At 65.7% G+C, this 20,634-nt stretch carries 16 protein-coding genes; 7 read left to right on the top strand and 9 right to left on the bottom strand.

Features of this window, described 5'->3' with window-relative positions; genetic code table 11:
* Positions 1 to 35: 35 nt before the first annotated feature.
* The 3 genes from serA to mobA all read right to left on the bottom strand — a co-directional run bounded on the left by serA (position 36) and on the right by mobA (position 3,639).
* A complete protein-coding gene (gene serA, locus RB2654_RS12105) occupies positions 36 to 1,634 on the bottom strand; it encodes a phosphoglycerate dehydrogenase (protein WP_008331880.1) in 1,599 nt (532 codons plus the stop codon).
* 94 nt (positions 1,635 to 1,728) lie between these two features.
* A complete protein-coding gene (locus RB2654_RS12100) occupies positions 1,729 to 2,874 on the bottom strand; it encodes a phosphoserine transaminase (RefSeq protein ID WP_040884801.1) in 1,146 nt (381 codons plus the stop codon).
* A gap of 159 nt (positions 2,875 to 3,033) precedes the next feature.
* A complete protein-coding gene (gene mobA / locus RB2654_RS12095) occupies positions 3,034 to 3,639 on the bottom strand; it encodes a molybdenum cofactor guanylyltransferase MobA (RefSeq protein WP_008331877.1) in 606 nt (201 codons plus the stop codon).
* A gap of 104 nt (positions 3,640 to 3,743) precedes the next feature.
* On the opposite strand from mobA, the gene RB2654_RS12090 reads away from it, so the two are divergent.
* Both RB2654_RS12090 and RB2654_RS12085 read left to right on the top strand, forming a co-directional pair.
* Entirely contained in the window at positions 3,744 to 4,454 is a 711-nt protein-coding gene (locus tag RB2654_RS12090; protein ID WP_040885664.1) for an AzlC family ABC transporter permease, read from the top strand.
* Positions 4,451 to 4,783 carry an AzlD domain-containing protein gene (locus tag RB2654_RS12085; protein WP_008331872.1) on the top strand — a complete coding sequence of 111 codons (333 nt, stop codon included), beginning with the start codon at positions 4,451 to 4,453 and terminating at the stop codon, positions 4,781 to 4,783. The genes RB2654_RS12090 and RB2654_RS12085 overlap by 4 nt, the downstream gene beginning before the upstream one ends.
* Here the strand turns inward: RB2654_RS12085 and RB2654_RS12080 are convergent.
* Positions 4,780 to 5,412 carry a ribonuclease T2 family protein gene (locus tag RB2654_RS12080; protein WP_008331871.1) on the bottom strand — a complete coding sequence of 211 codons (633 nt, stop codon included), beginning with the start codon at positions 5,410 to 5,412 and terminating at the stop codon, positions 4,780 to 4,782. The genes RB2654_RS12085 and RB2654_RS12080 overlap by 4 nt on opposite strands.
* Before the next feature lie 124 nt (positions 5,413 to 5,536).
* On the opposite strand from RB2654_RS12080, the gene RB2654_RS12075 reads away from it, so the two are divergent.
* Both RB2654_RS12075 and RB2654_RS12070 read left to right on the top strand, forming a co-directional pair.
* Positions 5,537 to 6,295: a DUF1013 domain-containing protein gene (locus RB2654_RS12075; protein WP_008331870.1), complete on the top strand. Its 759-nt coding sequence runs from the start codon at positions 5,537 to 5,539 to the stop codon at positions 6,293 to 6,295.
* Positions 6,296 to 6,400: 105 nt separating this feature from the next.
* Positions 6,401 to 6,964: a DUF4453 domain-containing protein gene (locus tag RB2654_RS12070; protein ID WP_040884798.1), complete on the top strand. Its 564-nt coding sequence runs from the start codon at positions 6,401 to 6,403 to the stop codon at positions 6,962 to 6,964.
* On the opposite strand, the gene pbpC is transcribed toward RB2654_RS12070, so the two are convergent.
* Entirely contained in the window at positions 6,961 to 9,018 is a 2,058-nt protein-coding gene (pbpC, locus tag RB2654_RS12065) for a penicillin-binding protein 1C (protein WP_008331868.1), read from the bottom strand. The genes RB2654_RS12070 and pbpC overlap by 4 nt on opposite strands.
* Positions 9,015 to 14,444 carry an alpha-2-macroglobulin family protein gene (locus RB2654_RS12060; protein WP_050771959.1) on the bottom strand — a complete coding sequence of 1,810 codons (5,430 nt, stop codon included), beginning with the start codon at positions 14,442 to 14,444 and terminating at the stop codon, positions 9,015 to 9,017. Before RB2654_RS12060 ends, pbpC begins: the two co-directional genes overlap by 4 nt.
* Positions 14,445 to 14,586: 142 nt before the next feature.
* Here RB2654_RS12060 and RB2654_RS12055 point away from each other — a divergent pair, with 142 nt between their 5' ends.
* Complete coding sequence (locus RB2654_RS12055) at positions 14,587 to 16,389, top strand: ATP-binding protein (protein ID WP_008331859.1); 1,803 nt, start codon at positions 14,587 to 14,589, stop codon at positions 16,387 to 16,389.
* A complete protein-coding gene (locus tag RB2654_RS24075) occupies positions 16,386 to 16,838 on the top strand; it encodes a response regulator (protein ID WP_008331857.1) in 453 nt (150 codons plus the stop codon). The genes RB2654_RS12055 and RB2654_RS24075 overlap by 4 nt, the downstream gene beginning before the upstream one ends.
* On the opposite strand, the gene yaaA is transcribed toward RB2654_RS24075, so the two are convergent.
* From yaaA to RB2654_RS12035, 3 genes are read right to left on the bottom strand one after another with little or no spacing between them, the layout of a single operon-like run.
* Positions 16,823 to 17,599, bottom strand: coding sequence for a peroxide stress protein YaaA (gene yaaA, locus RB2654_RS12045; RefSeq protein ID WP_008331856.1), 777 nt, complete (start codon positions 17,597 to 17,599; stop codon positions 16,823 to 16,825). The two genes, RB2654_RS24075 and yaaA, sit on opposite strands and share 16 nt — an antisense overlap.
* The gene (gene recQ, locus RB2654_RS12040; RefSeq protein WP_008331854.1) at positions 17,599 to 19,644 is read right to left on the bottom strand and encodes a DNA helicase RecQ; all 2,046 of its coding nucleotides are present in this window, start codon (positions 19,642 to 19,644) and stop codon (positions 17,599 to 17,601) included. The genes yaaA and recQ overlap by 1 nt, the downstream gene beginning before the upstream one ends.
* A gap of 36 nt (positions 19,645 to 19,680) precedes the next feature.
* Positions 19,681 to 19,968, bottom strand: coding sequence for a YggT family protein (locus tag RB2654_RS12035; protein ID WP_040884796.1), 288 nt, complete (start codon positions 19,966 to 19,968; stop codon positions 19,681 to 19,683).
* A gap of 125 nt (positions 19,969 to 20,093) precedes the next feature.
* Here RB2654_RS12035 and RB2654_RS12030 point away from each other — a divergent pair, with 125 nt between their 5' ends.
* Positions 20,094 to 20,627 carry an acyl-CoA thioesterase gene (locus RB2654_RS12030; protein ID WP_008331843.1) on the top strand — a complete coding sequence of 178 codons (534 nt, stop codon included), beginning with the start codon at positions 20,094 to 20,096 and terminating at the stop codon, positions 20,625 to 20,627.
* Positions 20,628 to 20,634 lie beyond the last annotated feature (7 nt).

Below are 20,634 nucleotides of genomic sequence, written 5' to 3'. Positions count from 1 at the left end.
CAGCCGGTCGGACCGGCGTCAGCCGGTTCGAAACCTCAGATCGCGAATTGCAGTGCGCTCACGTTCTGGAACATGCCCGTGTCGCTCAGCGCCTTGCGCACGTTCGCCGGCACTTCCGCATCGACGTAGAGGAGCGCGATGGCATCCCCGCCCTGCTGGTTGCGGCCAAGGGTGAAGTTGGCGATGTTCACGCCCATTTCGCCAAGCGTGCGGCCCAGCGTCCCGATAATGCCCGGCACGTCCTTGTTGGTCGTGTAGAGCATGTGCTCGCCGATCTCGGCGTCGATGGTGATGCCTTTGATCTGGATGAAGCGCGGCTTGCCGTCCGAAAACACGGTGCCCGCGATGGACCGCTCGCGCTTGTCGGTCTTCACGACGATCTTGATGTAGCCGTCGAAAACGCCGGTCTTGTCCTGCGTTGTGGTGGACGATTTGATGCCACGGTCCTTCGCCACGATGGGGGCCGACACCATGTTGATCTCGGCGTTCTGCGGCTTCATCAGACCCGCCAGAACGGCGCAATCCAACGCCTTCACGTTCATCTTCGACGCCACACCGTCGAGCGTCACGTTGATCTCCTTGATCGGCTCTTCGGTCATCTGGCCGACGAAAGCCCCCAGATGCTCGGCAAGCTTGATCCACGGACCCATGACCTTGGCTTCCTCGGCGGTCACGGACGGCATGTTCAGCGCGTTGGTGACGGCGCCGGTCAGCAGGTAGTCCGAGATCTGCTCGGCCACCTGAAGCGCCACGTTTTCCTGCGCCTCGGTGGTCGACGCGCCGAGGTGCGGGGTGCAGACCACGTTCGGCAGACCGAAAAGCGGGCTGTCCTTTGCGGGCTCGACCTCGAACACGTCGAAGGCGGCACCGGCGACGTGGCCGGACTTGATCGCCTCGGCCAGCGCGGCCTCGTCCACCAGACCGCCACGGGCGCAGTTGATGATCCGCACGCCCTTCTTGGTCTTGGCAAGGTTTTCAGCGTTCAGGATGCCACGGGTCTTGTCGGTCAGCGGCACGTGCAGGGTGATGAAGTCGGCGCGGGCGAGCAACTCGTCCAGTTCCACCTTTTCGACGCCCAGCTTGTCGGCGCGTTCCTGGCTCAGGAACGGGTCGAACGCGATGACTTTCATGCGCAGGCCCTTGGCGCGGTCGGCGGCGATGGAGCCGATGTTGCCGCAGCCGATGACGCCCAGCGTCTTGGCGGTCAGTTCGACACCCATGAATTTGGACTTCTCCCACTTGCCGGCCTGGGTCGAGGCATCGGCTTCGGGGATCTGGCGCGCGACCGCGAACATCATCGCGATGGCGTGCTCAGCGGTGGTGATCGAGTTGCCGAAGGGCGTGTTCATCACGATCACGCCTTTTTGCGAAGCGGCCGGAATGTCGACGTTGTCGACACCGATCCCGGCGCGGGCGACGACCTTCAGCTCGGTCGCGGCGTCCAGCACGTCTTGCGTGACCTTGGTGGCCGAACGGATGGCGAGGCCTTCGTAGCCGCCGTCACGCAGTTTGGCGATCAGGGCGTCTTTGTCTTTGCCGAGTTTGGGTTCGAAATCGACCTCGACGCCGCGATCACGGAAGATCTGGACGGCGGATTCAGAGAGGGCGTCGGATACGAGAACTTTGGGAGCCATTGGTCTTGGTCCTTTGGTTTGGAATGGGGGTGGTGGGTTTCACCCACCCTACGAAGCGCCGTAGGGTGGGTGCCAACCCACCATTGCGTTGGAATTACTGCGCCGCGATCTCGGCGTTGAACGCCCAGTCGAGCCACGGCATCAGAGCTTCGATGTCCGAGGTGTCGACCGTGCCGCCGCACCAGATGCGCAGGCCAGCGGGCGCGTCGCGATAGGCGCCGATGTCGAGCGCGACACCTTCGGCTTCCAGCCGCTTGGCCACAGCTTTGGCGAAGACCGCACCGTCCTTGATCCGGTCGTCCGTGAACTTCAGGCACACGCTGGTGTTCGACCGCGTGGCCGGTTCGTCGGCAAGGTTCGCGATCCAGTCATGCGCGTCGCAGAAGTCGTGGATGACCTTTGCGTTGGCGTCGGCGCGGGCGATCAGGCCGGCAAGCCCGCCCTCGGATTTCGCCCAATCGAGCGCGACGAGGTAGTCCTCGACCGCGAGCATCGACGGGGTGTTGATCGTCTCGCCCACGAAGATGCCGTCGATCAGCTTGCCGCCTTTGGTCATGCGGAAGATTTTCGGCAGCGGCCAGGCGGGCGTGTAGCTTTCCAGACGTTCCACGGCGCGGGGCGACAGGACGATCATGCCGTGGGCCGCTTCGCCGCCCAGAACCTTCTGCCACGAGAAGGTCGTCACATCGAGTTTGTCCCACGGCAGGTCCATCGCGAAGGCGGCGGAGGTCGCGTCGCAGATGGTGATGCCTTCGCGGTCGTCTGCGATCCAGTCGCCGTTCGGAACCCGCACGCCCGAGGTCGTGCCATTCCACGTAAACACCACGTCGGTCGCGAAATCGACCGAGGCGAGGTCGGGAAGCTGGCCGTAGTCGGCGGTCATGACGGTCGCGTCGAGTTTGAGCTGCTTGGCCACATCCGTGACCCAGCCGGAGCCGAAGCTTTCCCATGCCAGCATGGTCACGCCGCGCGCGCCCAGCATGGACCACATGGCCATCTCGACCGCGCCGGTATCGGAGGCGGGCACGATGCCGATTTTGTAATCGGCGGGAATGCCAAGGATCTCGCGCGTCGTTTCGATCGCGGCCTTGAGCTTCTGCTTGCCGATCGCGGCACGGTGCGAACGCCCGAGGGCGGCATCGTTCAGCTTGTCGAGGGTGAAAGTCGGAATCTTGGCGCAGGGGCCAGACGAAAAGCGCGGATTGGCCGGCCGCGTTGCCGGTTGAACCAAGTCGGTCATGGTATCCTTCCAGATATATGCTCCGCGTTGGGGCGGAGTGTCCCGCCGACGCATCTACGGCTGGTCCGCGACCCGCACAAGATGGAAAATCGCGCATATGCGACCATTTGGTGGGGCACTGCGACGCAGTTTGGAGCGGATCGGAAACTTGCCGCCCGTTCAACGCAGGGCGCGCAGGCGGGCCTCGGCATTGTCCAGATCTTCGGGCGTGTTCACGTTGAAGAAGTCCTCGGCGGCGAAAAACGCGCTGACCGCGTCCTTTTCCTCGGTGAAATCCGTCACCTTGCGCGTGCCGGTCTTGATCGACCCACGCAAGCCATTCGCGAGTTTCGTGTACCAAAGCCCCGCCACCGGCTCGACCCCCGCCGGGGTTTCGGCCAGCACGATCGGCGCACGCGACGCGTTCTGGGCGCGGATCAGACGGTCGACGAGGTTGGCCGGGATGAACGGTGTGTCGGTCGCGACCGTCACCACCCAGTCCGACTTCAACGTCAGCGCCCAATCCATCGCGGCAAGGATTCCGGCGAGCGGTCCGGGGTGATCCTCGATGCTGTCCGACAGGATCGGGTGGGACGAGGTGAAGGCCGAGGGGTCGCCGTTCGAGTTTATCGCGATCCGGGACACCTGCGGTTCCAGCCGGGCGATCACATGCGCGATCATCGGGCGACCGTCGAGCGTCACGAACGCCTTGTCCCGCCCGCCCATGCGCCGCGCCTGACCACCGGCGAGGATGACGCCGGGCGGGATTTGTGTGTCGCCACTCATCGCAGAAAGGTGGCCTTCCACACCCGGTTGCGCAAGGTCCGGGTTGCATGACCCGGCCCGCCGGGATAGCGGTTGTGCATGAGGTGAGTATGCAAGGCGATGCCATGAAGTATACAATGGGTCGGCAGTATTTCGACGGGCTGCGCTACGGCGCGCCGTTCATGTTCATGGTGGTGCCGTTTTCGATCCTGTTCGGTGTCGTCGCGACCGAGGCTGGCCTCGACCTCCTGCAAACGATGGTGATGACGATGCTGGTCGTCGCGGGCGCCTCGCAGTTCGCCGCGATTCAACAGATGGTCGACAACGCGCCGGTCGTGATGGTGCTTGCGACGGCTTTTGCGGTGAACATGCGCATGGCGATGTATTCCGCGTCGCTCGTTCCCTATCTGGGCAAGGCAAAGCTCTGGCAGCGGGCGCTCGTCGCCTATCTGCTCGTCGATCAGTCCGCCGCCGTGGCGAACGACAAGTTCGAGAAAGAGCCGGACATGCCGATCCCGCTCAAGATCATCTACCTGATGGGCGTGCTGACCCCGATCGTCCCGGTCTGGTTCCTGTTCACCCTGATCGGTGCGCTCGTCGGCTCAAGCATCCCGGACGGCTTCGGGATCGACTTCGCCGTGCCGCTCACCTTCATCGCGCTCTTCGCCCCGATGCTGAAGACGCTGGCCCATGTGGCGGCGGCAGCGACGTCGGTGGTGTTCACGCTCCTGCTGTCGTTCATTCCCTACGGCCTCGGCCTGATCGTCGCCGCGGTGATCGCGATGGCGGTCGGCTCGCTGGTCGAGGTCTGGATGGCGCGGAGGCAAGTGCCATGATCACGATGCCCGATTCGACCGTCTGGCTTGTCATCGTCCTGCTCGGGGTCGGCACATTCCTGATCCGGTTCTCGTTCCTCGGCCTGATCGGTGACCGCGATCTGCCGCCGTGGATCCTGCGCGCCCTGCGCTATACGCCCGTGGCCGTGCTGCCGGGTCTCGTCGCGCCGCTCGTCCTGTGGCCCGCCGCCACGAACGGCGAGCCGGACGCGACCCGGCTTGTCACCGCCGCTGTCACGCTGGCGGTGGGCATGATTACCAAGAACCTTGTGGCCGGTATCCTGTCGGGGGCCGGGGCGTTCTACCTCATGACCTGGCTGGTGGGCTAACGGATCGGCTCGATCAGCGCCTTCTGCATGGTGCAGTCGCGCCGGGTGTCGGGGGCGCAGGGGCGCGGATCAAGGTCGGTGGTCAGGCAAATCCGCGCTTCCTGAATATGGCCGTCGCGGCAAGTGATCGTCACCATGTCCGGCTCCCACTCCGGATTGGCTTGCAGAAACGCTTCTTCGATCAGACTGGCGGGCACCGCGAAGGTGCGGTCGATCTTGCGTAAAACCTCGGGCTTGTTCACCGACACAAAGGCCTCGCGGGCAAGGTCGTAGTAATCGCCCGCTTCCAGCCCCGAGCACACCCCGTGCTTTTTCCACTGATACCACGCTGCCCCGCCCGCGCCGAAAATGTCGGCCTGCGCCGCCGTCATCTGGCGCGAGGGCGCGCGCGCCGTGGTCGGGCAATAGGCGGGCCAGCCGTCTTCGTACTGCGGCCAAAGCCCGTGGACGACCCAGCCGAGGTCGCGGTCGCATTGTTCGGAGTCGCGCGCATCGCCTTCGAGCTTGCACCAGTTGGGCGACCACGACAGCGACAACACGTAGTAGTCGAAGTCACCGGCGCGTTCCCCGTCCGCACGGGCGGGGAGGGCGAAATGGCCGAGCAGCAGGATCAGGATCAGGACACGCATTCACTCTTTCCTCAGACGTTTGCCCGCACTATAAGGCAGCCAAGTTTCCCCACAACGGTGACCCAGCCTGCAACAGGCGCCCCTTTCCGGGGACTGGCACCGGCGTATCTGAAGGAGTGTCGCTATGGACAAACCGATCATGGCCAAAGCCACCGCCGTCTGGCTGGTGGACAACACGACGATCAGCTTCAAGCAGATCGCCGATTTCTGCGGTCTGCACGAACTTGAGGTGCAGGGCATCGCCGATGGCGAAGTCGCGCAGGGCGTGAAGGGCTTCGACCCGATCTCGAACAACCAGCTCACGCAGGAAGAGATCGACAAGGCCGAAGAAAACCCGCTCCACAAGCTGAAGCTCAAGTTCAACGCGGCTGCCGTGGGCGAAGAAAAGCGCCGTGGCCCGCGCTACACCCCGCTGTCCAAGCGTCAGGATCGCCCGAACTCGATCCTGTGGCTGGTGAAGTTCCACCCGGAGCTGACGGATGCGCAGATCGCCAAGCTGGTCGGCACCACCAAGCCCACGATCCAGTCGATCCGCGAGCGCACGCACTGGAACATTCAGCAGATGGAACCCATCGACCCGGTCGCGCTGGGCCTGTGCAAGCAGTCCGAGCTGGACGCCGCCGTTCAGAAGGCCGCCAAGAAGAAGGCCGCCGAGGGCGACGCGATGTCGGACGACGACCGTCGCAAGCTGCTGTCGACCGAGCAAAGCCTTGGCATGGAAGCCGAGCCGAAGATGCCGACCGCGATCGAGGGGCTCGAGACCTTCACCCTGTCCGGCAACGACGATGACGACGAGGATGAGAAGCGGAACGCGCCGGTGGATGCGGACAGTTTCTTCAACCTGCCCGACTCGGATGACGAGGACGATGACGACGACAACTGATCGTCGCACCATCGAAATTCCAAAGGCCCCCCACCCACGGTGCGGGGGCTTTTCTTTTGCTGCGCTGCGGCTAGCATCCGATCACCATTTTCAGGAGTGATTTTCATGCTGCGATTCGCCGCCCCTCTATTTGCCGTTCTCACACCCCTTCCTGCCTTTGCGGACGCCTGTGACGAGATGTGGTTCATCCGGAACCTGCACTTCGACCGGGCCGGATACTGCTTCGGGTCCACGCTGGGGCAGAACATCTTCGACAATGCCGGATGCACCGGCAAGGACATCAAGCTCGACGCCGAAGCGCAGGCGGGCGTGGACCACATCAAGGAGATGGAAGGGTATCACGGCTGCAAGGTCGACACCGCAGCCGAGCGGATCGACATGCCCAACGACTACATGTTCCGCAAGCTCGAGGATCTGCCGGCCCCGTCCGAAACGGGCTCGGCCTGTATGGGTTGGCGCGGGCCCGAGATCGCGGTGCTGGCCGGACACAGGATGGATGCGCCCGTCGTGGGCACGGTGCGCCCCGGCATGGACATCATGTGGGATTACGAAAGCTTCGGCCCGGCCGGGTGGGAGATCGTTTCCGTCTACGAAGGCTCAGATTGGGTCGGGCTCGGCTGGGTCGAGGGGCCCATCGATCCGGGCCATTGCACCCAACTCGCCGGTTAACGCAGCTCCACCTGCGCGCGGGCCGAGCGACCGTCGGCGTCGATCACCGACAGCGTGACATGGCCGGGGCCGGGCAGGTCCAGCATGTCCTCGCGCGCATGGCTGGCCACGCGCACCGGCGCGCCGTTTGCGAGCACGGTGAAGGGCGGACGACCGTCCCTGATCTTGACCGCGAGCGGCATGCCCCCGGTCTCGACCGTCGCGCCATCGGGGGGAAAGGCCAGTTCCGGCTGACCCTTGGGCGCGGCGAACACCGCCCCGCGCGGCTTGAATTCGCGCAGGGGCAGGGGAAGGGCGGCGTGGCTCAGCATCAGCGTGCCGGGCGGGGGTGGGCCGAGCGGTTCGATCTGCGGGGTGACGCGGCTGAAGGCTTCGAACAGGATCGGCGCGGCCATGTCGGCCCCGAACGCCCCCGGCACGGGCGTCCCGTCAGGCCGACCCATCCAGACCGTCACCACATAGCGCCCGTCGAACCCGACCGCCCAGGTGTCGCGGTGGCCATAAGACGTCCCGGTTTTGTAGGCGAGACTCATGCGCGGCGCGTTGGGCGGCGGCGGCACCGACGACAGGATATGTGCGACCTGCCACGCGGCTTCCGGCGTCACCAGACGCGCGGGCACGGCACGCGGCGCATCGGGGCGATGGCGCAGGGCCGTCACCTGTCCGCCGTTCGCAAGCATGGCATAAAGCGCGGTCAGCCCCTCGGGCGTGACCCCCAGACCGCCAAGAGCAATGGCCAGACCGGGCGCGCCACCGGGAAGCCGAGGATCGGTCCCCGCCGCCTCCAGCGCCGCATAGACCCGCGCCGGGCCGATTTCGGACGCCAGCGCGACGACGGGGATGTTCAGCGACAGGCGCAGCGCCTCGGTCACGGTCACCGGGCCGCGATAGGCCCCGTCGAAATTCTCGGGCGCGTAAGATCCGAAGGCGATCGGCGCGTCGTCGATCAGGGTTTCGGGGTGGGCGAGGCCATCGTCGAAGGCCATCGCGTAGATCAGCGGCTTCAGCGTCGACCCCGGCGAGCGGTGGGCGGTGGTCATGTCGACGAACCCCTGCCGATCCGTCGGCGCATAGCCCGCCGATCCGACGCTTGCCAGCACTTCACCGCTCACATGATCCGCCACAACCATCGCGATGGACAGCCGCCCGGCGCCGTGATCCGCCACCGCCCGCGCGGCGAGGGTTTCGAGCCGCGCCTGCAGGCCCGCGTCCAGCGTCGTGGTGATCCGTCCGTCCGGTCCCGGCCCCTCCCGCCGCGCACGGTCGGCCAGATGCGGGGCAAGCGCGGGCATGTCGCGACGCACACGCGGCACCGGATCACGCCGCGCCGTGTCGGCCAGATCGGCGGTGAGTATGCCCTGCCGCTCCATCCGGTCGATCACGCGACCCCGGGCGACCAAAGCGGCCTCGGGGTGGCGATCCGGGCGGCGGGTTTCGGGCGACTGGGGCAGGGCGACCAGCAGCGCAGCCTCGGCGGGTGTCAGGCGGCGTGGCTCCTTCCCGAACCACGTGCGGGTGGCAGCGCGGATGCCTTCGGTGTTGCCGCCATAGGGGGCGCGGTCGAGGTAGAGCGCGAGGATCTCGTCCTTCGTCAGACGCCGCTCCAGCGCGAGCGCCAGTCTGATCTGGCGAAGCTTGCCGGAAACGGTCCCGGTCGGCCCATCCTCCAGCAGACGCGCGGTCTGCATCGTCAGCGTCGACGCGCCCGAGACGACACCGCCGTTCACCAGCGCCTGCCCCACGGCCCGCGTCATGGCGACCGCATCGACGCCGTTGTGGCGATAGAACCGCTTGTCCTCATAGGCGACCAGCACCTTGAGGAAGAGCGGATCGACCGGCGCGCCCTGAAGCCCCATCCGCCAGCGACCATCCGCAACCGTATAGGCGCGCAGGAGCTGCCCGTCGCGGTCCAGAACCTCGTCCGACACCTCGACGGCGAGCGGGGGCACCTCGGTCCGGTCCACCCAGTCGTCCAACGCATCGCGCCCCGCCGCCGCACCCCAGAGCGCGACGGCGAAAGCCAATCCACCGATCAGGGTGGCGCGACGTGTCACTCGATCACCACGGTCCCGGTCTCACCCGTCGCGCGGTAGTCGGGGCGATACATATCCTCGACCGACACGGCGGGATGATGGAACGTCCCCGGTGTCACCGCCCGCACGATATAGGCAAGGCGGAAGGCCCGGTCGGACTGCCAATCGACAGCGGCGAGGAAGCGGTCCTGCCGGAACTCGCTGTTTCTCAGGTCGCTGGTCAGTTGCAGCCAGTCGAGCGCCTTGATGTCGCCGCCCCGAATGAGGTTCGGGTTGTCGATCTCGAACCCGGCGGGCAGCGGATCGGACACCATGAGGCGCCCGTCCGAATAGCCCTGCGGCGTGACGGTGACGACCGTGACCAGCCGTTCGCCCTGCGCCACCCGCGACACGTCCACCGGCTCGCCTTCCATCGAATAATACTGACGCCCGATGGTGTAGCCGTTCGACGTCGGCGGCTCCGGTTGGGTCGGCACCCCAAAGGCGGCGAGCGTGATGTCCACCGGCCCGTCACCCGTATTCTCGACCGTCCAAGGGCGCGACAGAGACACCGGGTTCATCACCTCGACCATCGGCCCCGTCATCGGCTCGCCGTTCAGAACCAACCCTGCGTTCGGCGCGTCTTCGAGCAGCGCATTGGCGGCGAGGAGCGACCACGTCGCCTCCTGCGTCGACCAATAGCGGTCTCCCTGCGCGATCCGGTTCAAGAGCGCGGTGCGGTCCACGGTCTGTGTTCCCGCCTCGACCGCAAGCGTCAGGACGGCAGCGGCATCGCGCAGATCGGTGCCGTAGTCGGCGCGCCAGATCTGCCCCTCCGGCTCCGGCTGGGCCATCAGGTCGGCGGCCTGCGCGAACATCCGGTCGGCGCGGGTCGGGTCGCCATAGGCAGCGAGTGCGGCACCCAATTGCGCCGCGGCCAGCGGTCCGTCGAATTCGGCGGCCTTCACGTCTGCGTAGTAGCGCAGATCGCCCATCGCCGCCGCGCCCTCACGCGCGAGCACGTACAGCGCATAGGCAAGGTCTTGGCCCCCGTTCTCGAAATCCGGGTAGTAGTTCACCCGGTTCCTCAGGTTGTCCATCGCCGCACGGAACGCGGTATCCGGCACGGCGTAGCCCTGCGCACGAGCGCGCGAGAGGAAGTCCGACACGAAGCTGTCGAGCCACATATCGCCACTGTCGGGGCGCCACAGCCCGAAGCTGCCGGATGAGGACTGGTTCGACAGGATCGCCTCGATCGCCTCGTTCACGCGCTGGGGCAGGTCGTCACGATCCTCAAGCCCCATCGCCTCGGCCACCCCGCCCATATAGAGCAGCGGGAGCGCCCGGCTGGTCTGCTGTTCGGTGCAGCCATAGGGGTAGCGGTCCAGCCGGTCTAGCAGACCGGGCGCGTCGATCTTGGCGAGCGGCCCGGCGGCGATGGTGGCGCGGGCCGAGGCCAGCGTCAGACCGTCGAACACGTCCTGCGTGAAGGTGAAGGTATCCCCGGCGGCGAGCGTGAAACGGTTCTGGCGCACTACCTCCGGGTCGAGGGTTTCGACCGGGATGGTGAGCGTCTTGGTCAGCTCCTCACCCGACGGGGTTTTCAGCACGAGGGCGATCTGGTGGATTCCTTCGGACACGGCGGCGATGGGCACGGACACCCGCGCCGTCTCGCCCTCGCCCAGCGTGATGTCGTCGGCCAGAACGCCGCCGCCGATCTGTAGCCCCGCCGAGGTCGCGGTGACGGTCACGTCGCCGGTCGGCCCGCTGGCATGGGTGAGTTCCAGCAGCATACGCGCCTCGTCTCCCGGCGCCATGAAACGCGGGACCGAGGCCGTCATCACCACGGGGTCACGTACCAGCACATCGCCGCCCGCCTGACCCACGCCGGTCTCGGACCACGCGACCGCCATCAGGCGGACCGAGCCGTTGAACTCCGGCAGATCAACGGTGGCGGTGGCGCGGCCATCCACAACTTCGAGCGGGCCGAAGAACTGCGCCATGAGCTCTTCCGTCGGGGGCGGGGCCTGCATCCGCATCGACGCAGCGGCATCGCCCCCCGACCGAATCTCACCCATCTGGCCGGTCATGCCGTCGATGAGATTGCCGTACAGGTCGCGAATACCCATGCCGAGGCGGCGTTGGCCGAAATAGTGATCTTCGGGGTCCGGATCCTCGAAAGAGGTGAGGTTCAGGATACCCTGATCGACGGCGGCGAGGGTGACATAGGCGGTTTCGCCATCGCGGGTGCCGTCCACCGTTACTGCGACCTCCATCGGCCCGCGCGGCTTGGCGGTCTCAGGTGCGTCCAGACCGACGCTCAGGCGATGGTCGCCCGGATCGACGCTGGCATGGGCCAGACCCAAAGCGCGGGTCGGATTGCGCCCTTTGCCCTCGTCCAAAGGCTGGATCAGCGAGGCAGTGACATAAGCGCCCGCGCCCCACTCCTCGGTGACGGGCAGCGAGACGGTGGTTTCGCCATCCACCGCGACGGCTTCCATATGGATCAGCCGGTTCGAGACGACCGTGACCAGCGCCGTGCCGGGGTTGCGCGGCAGAATGCGCAGGGTCGCGGTGTCACCGGGGGCATAGCCTTCGGCGTCGAGCGACATCTCAAGCATGTCGGGCGTTTCAGACACGTCGGCGGGCACGTACCAGCCCGCGTAGAAGTCCATCGACGAGGCGAGGTAGGCGCCGGTCGTGCGGCTCACCACGATCTCGTAGCGGCCCCATTCGACCTGCGCGGACACTTCGACCGGATCAGCGCTCAGCGTGGCGGTCCCGGTCGCGACCTGTTCGCGGGTCGTCACAGGCTCCCAATCCCAATAACCATCCGACGAATACCATTGATAGCGCGTGCGCACCCGGTTCACGGCCCATGTCACCTCCATCGCCTTGCCCGCAAGATCGGGGCCGAGGCCGATGAGGTCGAAGGTCGCGGTGGAGTTCTCGGACACGTCCCCGTCGAACTTCGGCTTGATGCCGATAAGGTCGGTCGCGGGCGTCACGGCAAGGCTCGCCTGACGCTCCACGGGCCGCCCCGAGCCTTCTTTCACCCGCACCGTCACGGTGGCGTTAAGCGGTCGGCCCGGTGCGTCGATCTCGGGGAAGCTGAGGGTAGTCTGCGCCTGTCCAGCCTCGTCCGTCGTGCCGGAGGGGACCGAGCCGTATTGCGGATAAAGCTCGTCCTCCCACATCCCGAAGCGGTAGCCGGGGAAGGCGTCGAGGCTGTCGGCAGCGGTCAGGCGAATGTCGCCCTCATAGTCGAGATCGGCCCCCGGCGCGCCGAACAGATAGCGCGCGTCGATGCCCAGCGTGGGCGCGCTGTCGGCGCTGACCGGCCCGGTGGGCAGGCTCAGATCGAAATCGATGCGTTCCGGCAGGAAATCCTCAACCAAAAGCGTGGTGGAGGCGAGCGCCGGTTCCTCGGTGTCGGTGTAGAGGTCCAAACGCCACGTCCCACGCGGGGCCGCGCCAGACACGGGCAGGGCATAGACATGCCCGCCCGCGCCCGCGCCGTCAGACACCTGACGGGAATATTCCACCCCATCGGGCCGGGTCAGGATCGCGGTCAGCGGCAGGCCGGGGATCGCCTCGGCCATGCCGTCACGGGCCAGCGCGGTGGCGTTGATCGTCTCACCCGCGCGGTAGGCTCCCCGGTCGGTCGTCAGGAACACGTCGATGGGCGGGGCGGCGGGATTGCCTTCGACCCCGCGATCCGAAAGATCGAACTCCGGCCCGCGCAGGGACAGATAGACAAGGTCATTCTCGCCCTCGGCCACGACCAGCGCGGGCGCGGCAGAGCCCTGACCCATCGTCATCGCGGCCGGGAAATTGGCATAGCCCATCGCGTCGGTGGTCGCGGTCCCGATCACCTCGTTCGCGTTCGAGACGAGCTCGACCGACATCCCCTCCATCGCGTCCGCCGAGGTGAGCGAGCGGGCAAAGACATGCAGCCCATCCGCGCCCCACATCGATGTCAGGCCGATGTCCGAGATCACGAACCACTGGGTCGCGGGCGGCGTGTCGTAGGGGTCTTCGCCTTCGATGGCGGCTTGCAGGGCATAAACCCCCGGCTCCATATCCGCGATCGCCTCGCCGATCGGCAGGCGGGTGGTCACGTCGGTGTTGAGTTCGCTCGACACGCTGGCGGTGCCGGTCCACACGACACTCGCCATTTCGTCTTCGAGGTAATTCGACATCCACGGGTCGATGGAATTGCCGAGGATGTTTTCCTGTATGGTCCTGACGAGGTTGCGGTCGGACACCTTCATCAGCTTCAGCGCGAGTTCATCGGCATTGACCGCGATCACCGGAAGCCCGGCATCCTCGGTGCGCGGCAGCACGTAAGCCTTGCCGGGGAAGACGACCGAGGGCGAACGGTCACGCACGTAATGCGTGACCTGCACCGGTGCGCGCAGCGCCTCGCCATTGGCGGCGGGCAGGCCGGAGCGCAGGGTGATCGTATAGCGCTGCCCGTGGTCCACACCGGCGACGCACAGCTGGCTGCCGGATGCGGTGACGGCGAGCCCGGACGTCTCGGACTGCACGAAATCGGAATAATCCTGCCCGGTTTCGATCAGCGGTTCCGAGAAACTGGCGCAGATGCGCGGCTGGGCGGCGTCCGACTGCACCTCGGTGTCGGTCACGCGGAAACCATATAGCCCCACCGCCCGGTCGAGCGCGGCGGAGGTATCGTCGCGTGGGCTCAACTCCTGAGCCAGCCGCAGTGCGGGGATCATGTCGCGGCCCCGGTCAAGCTGTTCGAGCGTCTCGGCCATGATGACAAGCGCATTGGCCCGTGCCGCCGGGTTGGACAGGCGGGCATAGGCGGCGATGGAGGCTTCGAACGCCTGCTGCATCAGCCGCCGACGCTCGCTGTTCTCGGTCGTGACATTGGCTGCGGCATAGGTCAGGCGGGCGTATTCCAGCCAGTCGCCTCCCGCGCCGCTCACCACCGTGGCGGCCCCCATGTTGCGATAGGCGTTGACGAAGTTCCCTTCGCGCTCGGCATCCAGCGCGATGCGAGACAGGTCTTCGGCGGTCCAACCGCCCGCGACATAATCGTTCGAAATCCAGCGGGCTTCCTGCGCGGCGGCGGAAATGTCGTAGGGGCGCAGGAACGCCATCAATTCCGCTTCCCGGTCGGCTGCGGCGGCGAGGACGGCCTGCGGTTCGTTCACGATCTCGCCCGAGAAGGCACCGGAATACTCCGCCTCGTCGGAAATCGACGATTTCAGGAAGCACGAAGAATTGCGCGTGTTGAAGGTGAAGGCACGGCACTGGGTATCGCCAAGGCAGGCGGATTCGCAGTTTTCAAGGGACGTGTCGAAGATCGATTGCAGGTCTGAGCCGAAGAAATCGACATCACGGTGGAGGACGAACCTTCGGTCGGGGACGAGATCCTGCGCCATGGTTTGTGCTGAAAAACTAAAGAAAATTGCAATGAAAATGAAAAGCTTCCGCATGACAGTGTCCTCCTGTGCGCCGTCATGTTGCCACGAGGCCCCTTGAGCTGACAACGATTCCTCCCTTTGGCCCTTCGCCCGTTAAGCCGGCGTTCACCTTGTTGGGCGATGGTCGCGGCACTGGCGACGATGGGAGAGCGCGATGACGAATGATGATCTGTTGACCGGCGAACGGCGCGCGCGGATGGCGGCGGAACGGCTGCTCGCCCAGAAGGAAGCCGAGCTGAACGAGGCGAACAGGATGCTGTCACGCCATGCGCGTTCATTGTCCGAAGATCTGGTGGAAACACGCGAAGAGGTGGTCGAGGTGCGCGAGGATCTGGAACGCAAGACGGTCGAAGTCGACATCGCCAAACGGCGGCTCTGGTCCTCGATCGAAACGGTCGAGGACGGGTTCGCCGTGTTTGACGCCGAAAGCCGTCTGGTGATCGCGAACCCCGCCTATTACGCGCCCTTCGACGGGCTGGAATGCATCCGCCCCGGCGCGCATTACGAGGAAATCGTCGAGGCCGCGCTGTCCGAAGGCATCGTCGACATCGGTGAGCGGACGGTGCCCGAATGGCGCGACTGGATGCTGGAACGCTGGGCGACGGATGCGCCGGAGCCGCGCCAGATCAGGCTGTGGAACGGCGCCTACTTGCGGCTGGTCGACCGGCGCGCACCGGGCGGCGACACGGTTTCGATGGCCATGGACGTGACACAGGCGATCCGGCGGCAGGACGCGCTTCGCGCCGCCCGCGCACGGGCCGAAGCCGCGAGTCGCGCCAAGTCCGCGTTCCTCGCCAACATGAGCCATGAAATCCGCACGCCGATGAACGGGGTCGTGGGAATGGCCGACCTGATGGCAGAACACGATCTGGACGAAGAGATGGCGAGCTACGTCGATACGATCCGCTCGTCTGGCCGGGCGCTGCTGACCATCATCAACGACGTGCTGGATTACTCGAAGATCGAGGCGGCGAAGCTGGAGCTGCATCTCGAACCCTTCGATCTGGAACAGACGATCCTCGACGTGATCGCGCTGGTCATGCCCTCGATCCGCGAAAAGGGTCTCAAGATCATGCTGGACGTCGATATGTTCCTGCCGACCCGATACGAGGGCGATCCGGTGCGGGTGCGCCAGATCCTCACCAACCTGATCGGTAACGCCGTCAAGTTCACGGCCAAGGGGCATATCCTTGTCCGTGTGATCGGGATGCCGGACGGTGGCGACGCCCGCCAGCGCGTGCACGTCACGGTCGAGGACACCGGCATCGGCATTCCGCGGGACATGCAGGATCATGTGTTCGGGGAATTCAATCAGGTCGAGGACGAACGAAACCGCAGTTTCGAGGGCACGGGGCTGGGACTCGCCATCACGCGGCAACTCGTCTCGCTCATGCTTGGCGAGGTCTGGGTGGAAAGCGAAGAAGGTATCGGGTCGTGTTTCGGTTTCGCCCTGTCCCTGCCTGTCGTGGCCGAGGCGAGCCTGCCCGATGCGCCAGACTGGCTGGACCGCGCCCTGCTTGTCATGCCCGACGACCTGAACCGCTCGATCCTGGCCAAGCGGCTGATCGCGCTTGGGATGGAGGTTGCCGAGGCCGACAATGTCGAGGCGGGGCAGGGGCTGTCACCCGGAATGGACGTGATCTTCGTGGATCAGAAACTGATCCGGGCCGATATGGCCGAAATGTGCGCGAACGCCCCGGCTCCGATCATCACCGTGGCCGATCCGCTCGCCGGGGATCACGCCTGCAACGAGGAGCGGATCTTGCACAAACCCCATTCCCGGCCCGCGCTCATGGCGCAACTCGCGGCCCTGCCGGAGCCGAAGTTGCCGGGCTTCCGGTCGATCCGGTCGGTGGTCGAGGAAAATCTGTTCACGGGCGACACCGCCGAGGACGAAGCGGATTTGACCGAGGGCAACCTGTTCGGCCTGTCGGACCCGAAGACCCACCTGCCTTGACGCCCGAGGCGCCGTCCGCGCCCCGCAAGATGCGGGTGCTGGTCGCCGAAGACAATAAGACCAACCGCTTCGTCTTTTCCAAACTGGTCAAGGCCTGCGACATCGACCTGATCTTCGCCGCGAACGGGTTCGAAGCGGTGGACGAGTTCGAAAACGGCCAGCCCGACCTGATTTTCATGGACATTTCCATGCCCGGCCTCGATGGCAAGGAGGCGACGCGGAAAATCCGCGAGATCGAAACCGAACGCGGCCTGACCCGGACCCGGATCGTCGCGCTCACGGCCCATGCGATGACCGGGGATAGCGACGATATCATGGGGCACGGGCTGGACGCACACCTGACCAAGCCCTTTCCGAAAGACGCCATTCTGGCCGAAATCGCCGCGAATTGCCCGGCGGATGCGCTGCCCGCACTGCCCGACAAGGATCAGGCTCAGGCGGCGTCCTGATCGACCTCGCCGCGCACGAAAACCGGGCGGTCCGGTGCGCTCATGTCCGGCCGGTGCTCATAACCGCCGAGGTTGAAGTCCGCCAACGCCGCCGGATCGGTGATCCGGTTCTCGCAGATGAACCGCGCCATCGCGCCGCGCGCCTGTTTGGCGAAGAAGCTGACGATGCGCGGCTCGCCATTCTTGGTCTCGTAAAACGTGGGTGTCACCACGCGCAGTTTCAGGGCGGGTCGGTCGGCGGCGGTGAAATATTCGACCGAGGCACAGTTGACCAGCGTGTCGGTGCCAAGGTCCTTGGCCTCTGCCACCAGCCGCTTGGCGATCCGGTCGCCCCAGAAATCGTAAAGCGACTTGCCCCGCCGGGTCTTGAGCCGCGTGCCCATCTCCAGCCGGTGCGGCGCGATCACGTCGCGAGGGCGCAGCAGACCGTATAGCCCGGATAGGATGCGCAGGTGATCCTGCGCGTAGTCCATCGCGTCGGCGTCGAGCGAGGCCGCATCGAACCCGGTATAGGTGTCGCCCGCGAACATCTCGATCGCCTGCTTTTCGCCCTCGCCCGATCCGAACTGCTTGAACCGCTCGGCATTCAGCTTGCCCAATGCCTGCGAGATATCCATCAGCGCCTCGAGTTTTCGGGGCTGTTTCAGAACGGCCGTTTTCGCGAGCGTCGCGGTGTCGTCCGCGAAAAACGGCGTTGTGCCTCCGGTGGCGACGGCCTCGGTCTCATCAAGCCGTTTGGCGGGGGACACGGTGATAAGCATCAAAACCTCTCGTGAATGAGCGACAGGAAGGCCGACCCGAACCGGTCGATCCGGGCGGTGTCCATACCCTTGATACGGGCGAGATCGTCTTCGGATGAAGGACGGCGCTCGGCGATCTGCTTGATCTGGCCAGGGGTCAGCGACAGAGGCTTCGCATAGCCGTCGATCCCGCGATAAAGGTCACGTGCGGCTTCGGCCAGACGGTCGTAAAGCACACCGCTTTCCGACCCTGCAAGCTTGCGGCGCGAGGGATGCATCGCTTCCGCCTCGCCCGCGATGACCGACAGGAAATCGTCGCCATACCGCTCCAGCTTTTTCGCGCCGACGCCGGAAATTTTGGCCATCTCGTCGATGGTCTGGGGCCGGGTCTCGGCCATTTCGATGAGCGTCCGGTCGGTGAAGACGACATAGGCCGGCACCCGCTGCGCCTCGGCCAATGCGCGGCGCTTGGCCTTGAGCGCAGAGAGCAGCGGCGCATCCTCCTCCGACACCAGCGCCTTGACGGCGGGCCAGGCCTTGGACTTCGACACCGTATCGCGGCGCAAGGTCACCGAAGCCTCACCCTTCAGCACGGGATGCGCCGCCTCGGTCACGCGCAGCGCGCCGTGGCGTTCGGGATCGGGGCGCACGAAATCCAGCCCCATCATCTGCCGGAAAAGCGCCTGCCACTGACCGCGGTTCATGTCGCGACCCACCGCGAAGGTCGGCAGGTCTTGGTGGCCCCGCTGTTTGACTTTGTCCGTCTCGTTGCCCGTCAGGATGTCGATCAGGTGCCCCGCGCCGAAGCTTTCGCCGGTCCGCAGGGCCGCCGACAGCGCCTTCATCACCGGCACCGTGGCGTCGAATGTCTCGGGCGGCTTGTCGCAGTTGTCGCAATGGCTGCATCCTTCGGCGTCTTCCCCGAAATAGCCAAGCAGCCGTTGACGGCGGCAGCCATGCGCCTCGGCCAACCCAAGGAGTGCGTTGAGCCGCGCGTGATCCGCCGCGCGCCGTTCCGGGGGCGCGAGCCCCTCGTCGATCTGGGTGCGGCGCAGGCGGATGTCGTCGGGACCGTAGAGCGTGAGCGTCTCGGCTGGCGCACCGTCACGGCCCGCACGACCGATCTCCTGATAGTAGGACTCGATGGATTTTGGCAGGTCGGCGTGCGCCACCCAGCGGATGTCAGGTTTGTCGATCCCCATGCCGAAGGCGACGGTTGCGACGACGATCAGCCCGTCCTCGGTCTGGAACCGCCGCTCGACGTCGCGCCGCCGCTCGGGGTCGAGCCCGGCGTGATAGGCGACAGCCTCGTGCCCCGCGCCCCGAAGCGCCTCGGCCAACGTCTCGGTCTTGGCACGGGTGGCGGTGTAGACGATGCCCGACAGCCCCTTGCGCGGCGCGGCGAAGTCCAGGATCTGACCGCGCGGACCATCCTTGACCGCGAAGGCCAGATGGATGTTCGGGCGGTCGAAGCCGCGCAGGAAACTGCGCGGCGCCTTGCCTGCGAAAAGCTTAGTCACGATCTCGGCCCGTGTCTCCTCATCCGCCGTGGCGGTGAAGGCGGCGAGCGGCACGCCGAGCGCGGATTTCAGATCACCGATCCGCAGATAGTCGGGGCGGAAGTCATGACCCCACTGGCTGACGCAATGCGCCTCGTCCACGGCGATCATTGTCACGCCCGCACGTTTGAGCAGGTTCACGGTCCCGCCCGAGGCAAGCCGTTCGGGCGCCATGTAAAGAAGCTTCAGCCGGCCCTCGGAAATGGCACGGAACACCTCGTCCGTCTCTTCCTCGGTGTTGCCGGAGGTCAGCGCGCCCGCTTCGACCCCCACGGCCCGCAGGGCGCGGACCTGATCGCGCATCAGAGCGATAAGGGGGGAGATGACGACGGTCACGCCGTCGCGCAACAAAGCGGGAAGCTGGTAGCAGAGGGATTTGCCGCCGCCCGTCGGCATGATGGCGAGCGTGTCTTCGCCCGCCGTCACCGCCGACACAATCTCATCCTGACCCGGTCGGAAGGCGTCGAAGCCGAAGACGGATTTCAGAAGGTCGAGGTCGCGGGGCATGGGCCGGGTTTAGCCACAACCCGTGCCCCTCGCAACCTAGTAGAAGTGGTACATGTTGTTCTGAATGACCGTGCGGATCGCGAAGAGCGCGAGCAGCACGATGACCGGCGACAGATCGAGCCCGCCCATGTCCGGCATGAAGCGGCGAATGCGCGAATAGACCGGATCGACGAGCCGGTTCAGCCCATACCAGACCTGCGCCACGAACCGCTGTCCGAGGTTGAGAACCTGAAAGTTGATCAGCCACGACATGATGATGTGAACGATCACGATGAACCAGATCACGTTCAGGATGGCGAGGAGGATTTGCATTATCGAAAGCATGGGCGGTCCGTTCTTTGTCCGTGCACTGACCTAGGGGCACGGGGGCGCGAGCGCAAGTGTGACGCGCGGGAACGGTTGACGCGCGCTTTTCGCAGGCGCAGCAGGCGGGGACAAAGGAGCGCCCTATGTATCCCTTCGTCCGCCTCGCCAAGGAAATCGTCAAGTCGTTCGGCCAGTCGCGACTGCCCATCGACGGGGTTCACGTCAGCCACCACATCTGCTGGCCGTGGGATCTGGATATGTTCATGGAGTTGAACAACGGGCGCACGCTGACCCTGTTCGATCTGGGCCGCGTCCCGTTCGGTATCCGCACGGGCATCGCGCAGACCACCGCGAAGCAGAAATGGGGCGGCGCGGTCGCGGGGGCGAGCGTCATGTACCGCCGCCGCGTCAAGATGTTCGACCGGATCGAACTGCGGACACGGCTGATCGGCTGGGACGACAAGTTTTCCTATATCGAGCAGTCGATGTGGAAGGGCGAGACCTGCGCCAACCACATCCTCGTGCGGACCGCCACGACCGACCGAAACGGGATCGTGACGACGGACCGGGTGCTTGCGGCCATGGGCTATCCCGATCTCAAGTCGCCGCCCTTGCCAGACTGGGTTTCGGGCTGGATCGAGGCTGATACCCACCGGCCATGGCCGCCGGAATTCTAATCCTTCC

This window comes from Maritimibacter alkaliphilus HTCC2654, assembly GCF_000152805.1.
GTDB lineage: Bacteria > Pseudomonadota > Alphaproteobacteria > Rhodobacterales > Rhodobacteraceae > Maritimibacter > Maritimibacter alkaliphilus.
The sequence above is the reverse complement of the archived record's forward strand: the minus strand, read 5'-3'. Positions and strand labels throughout refer to the sequence as shown.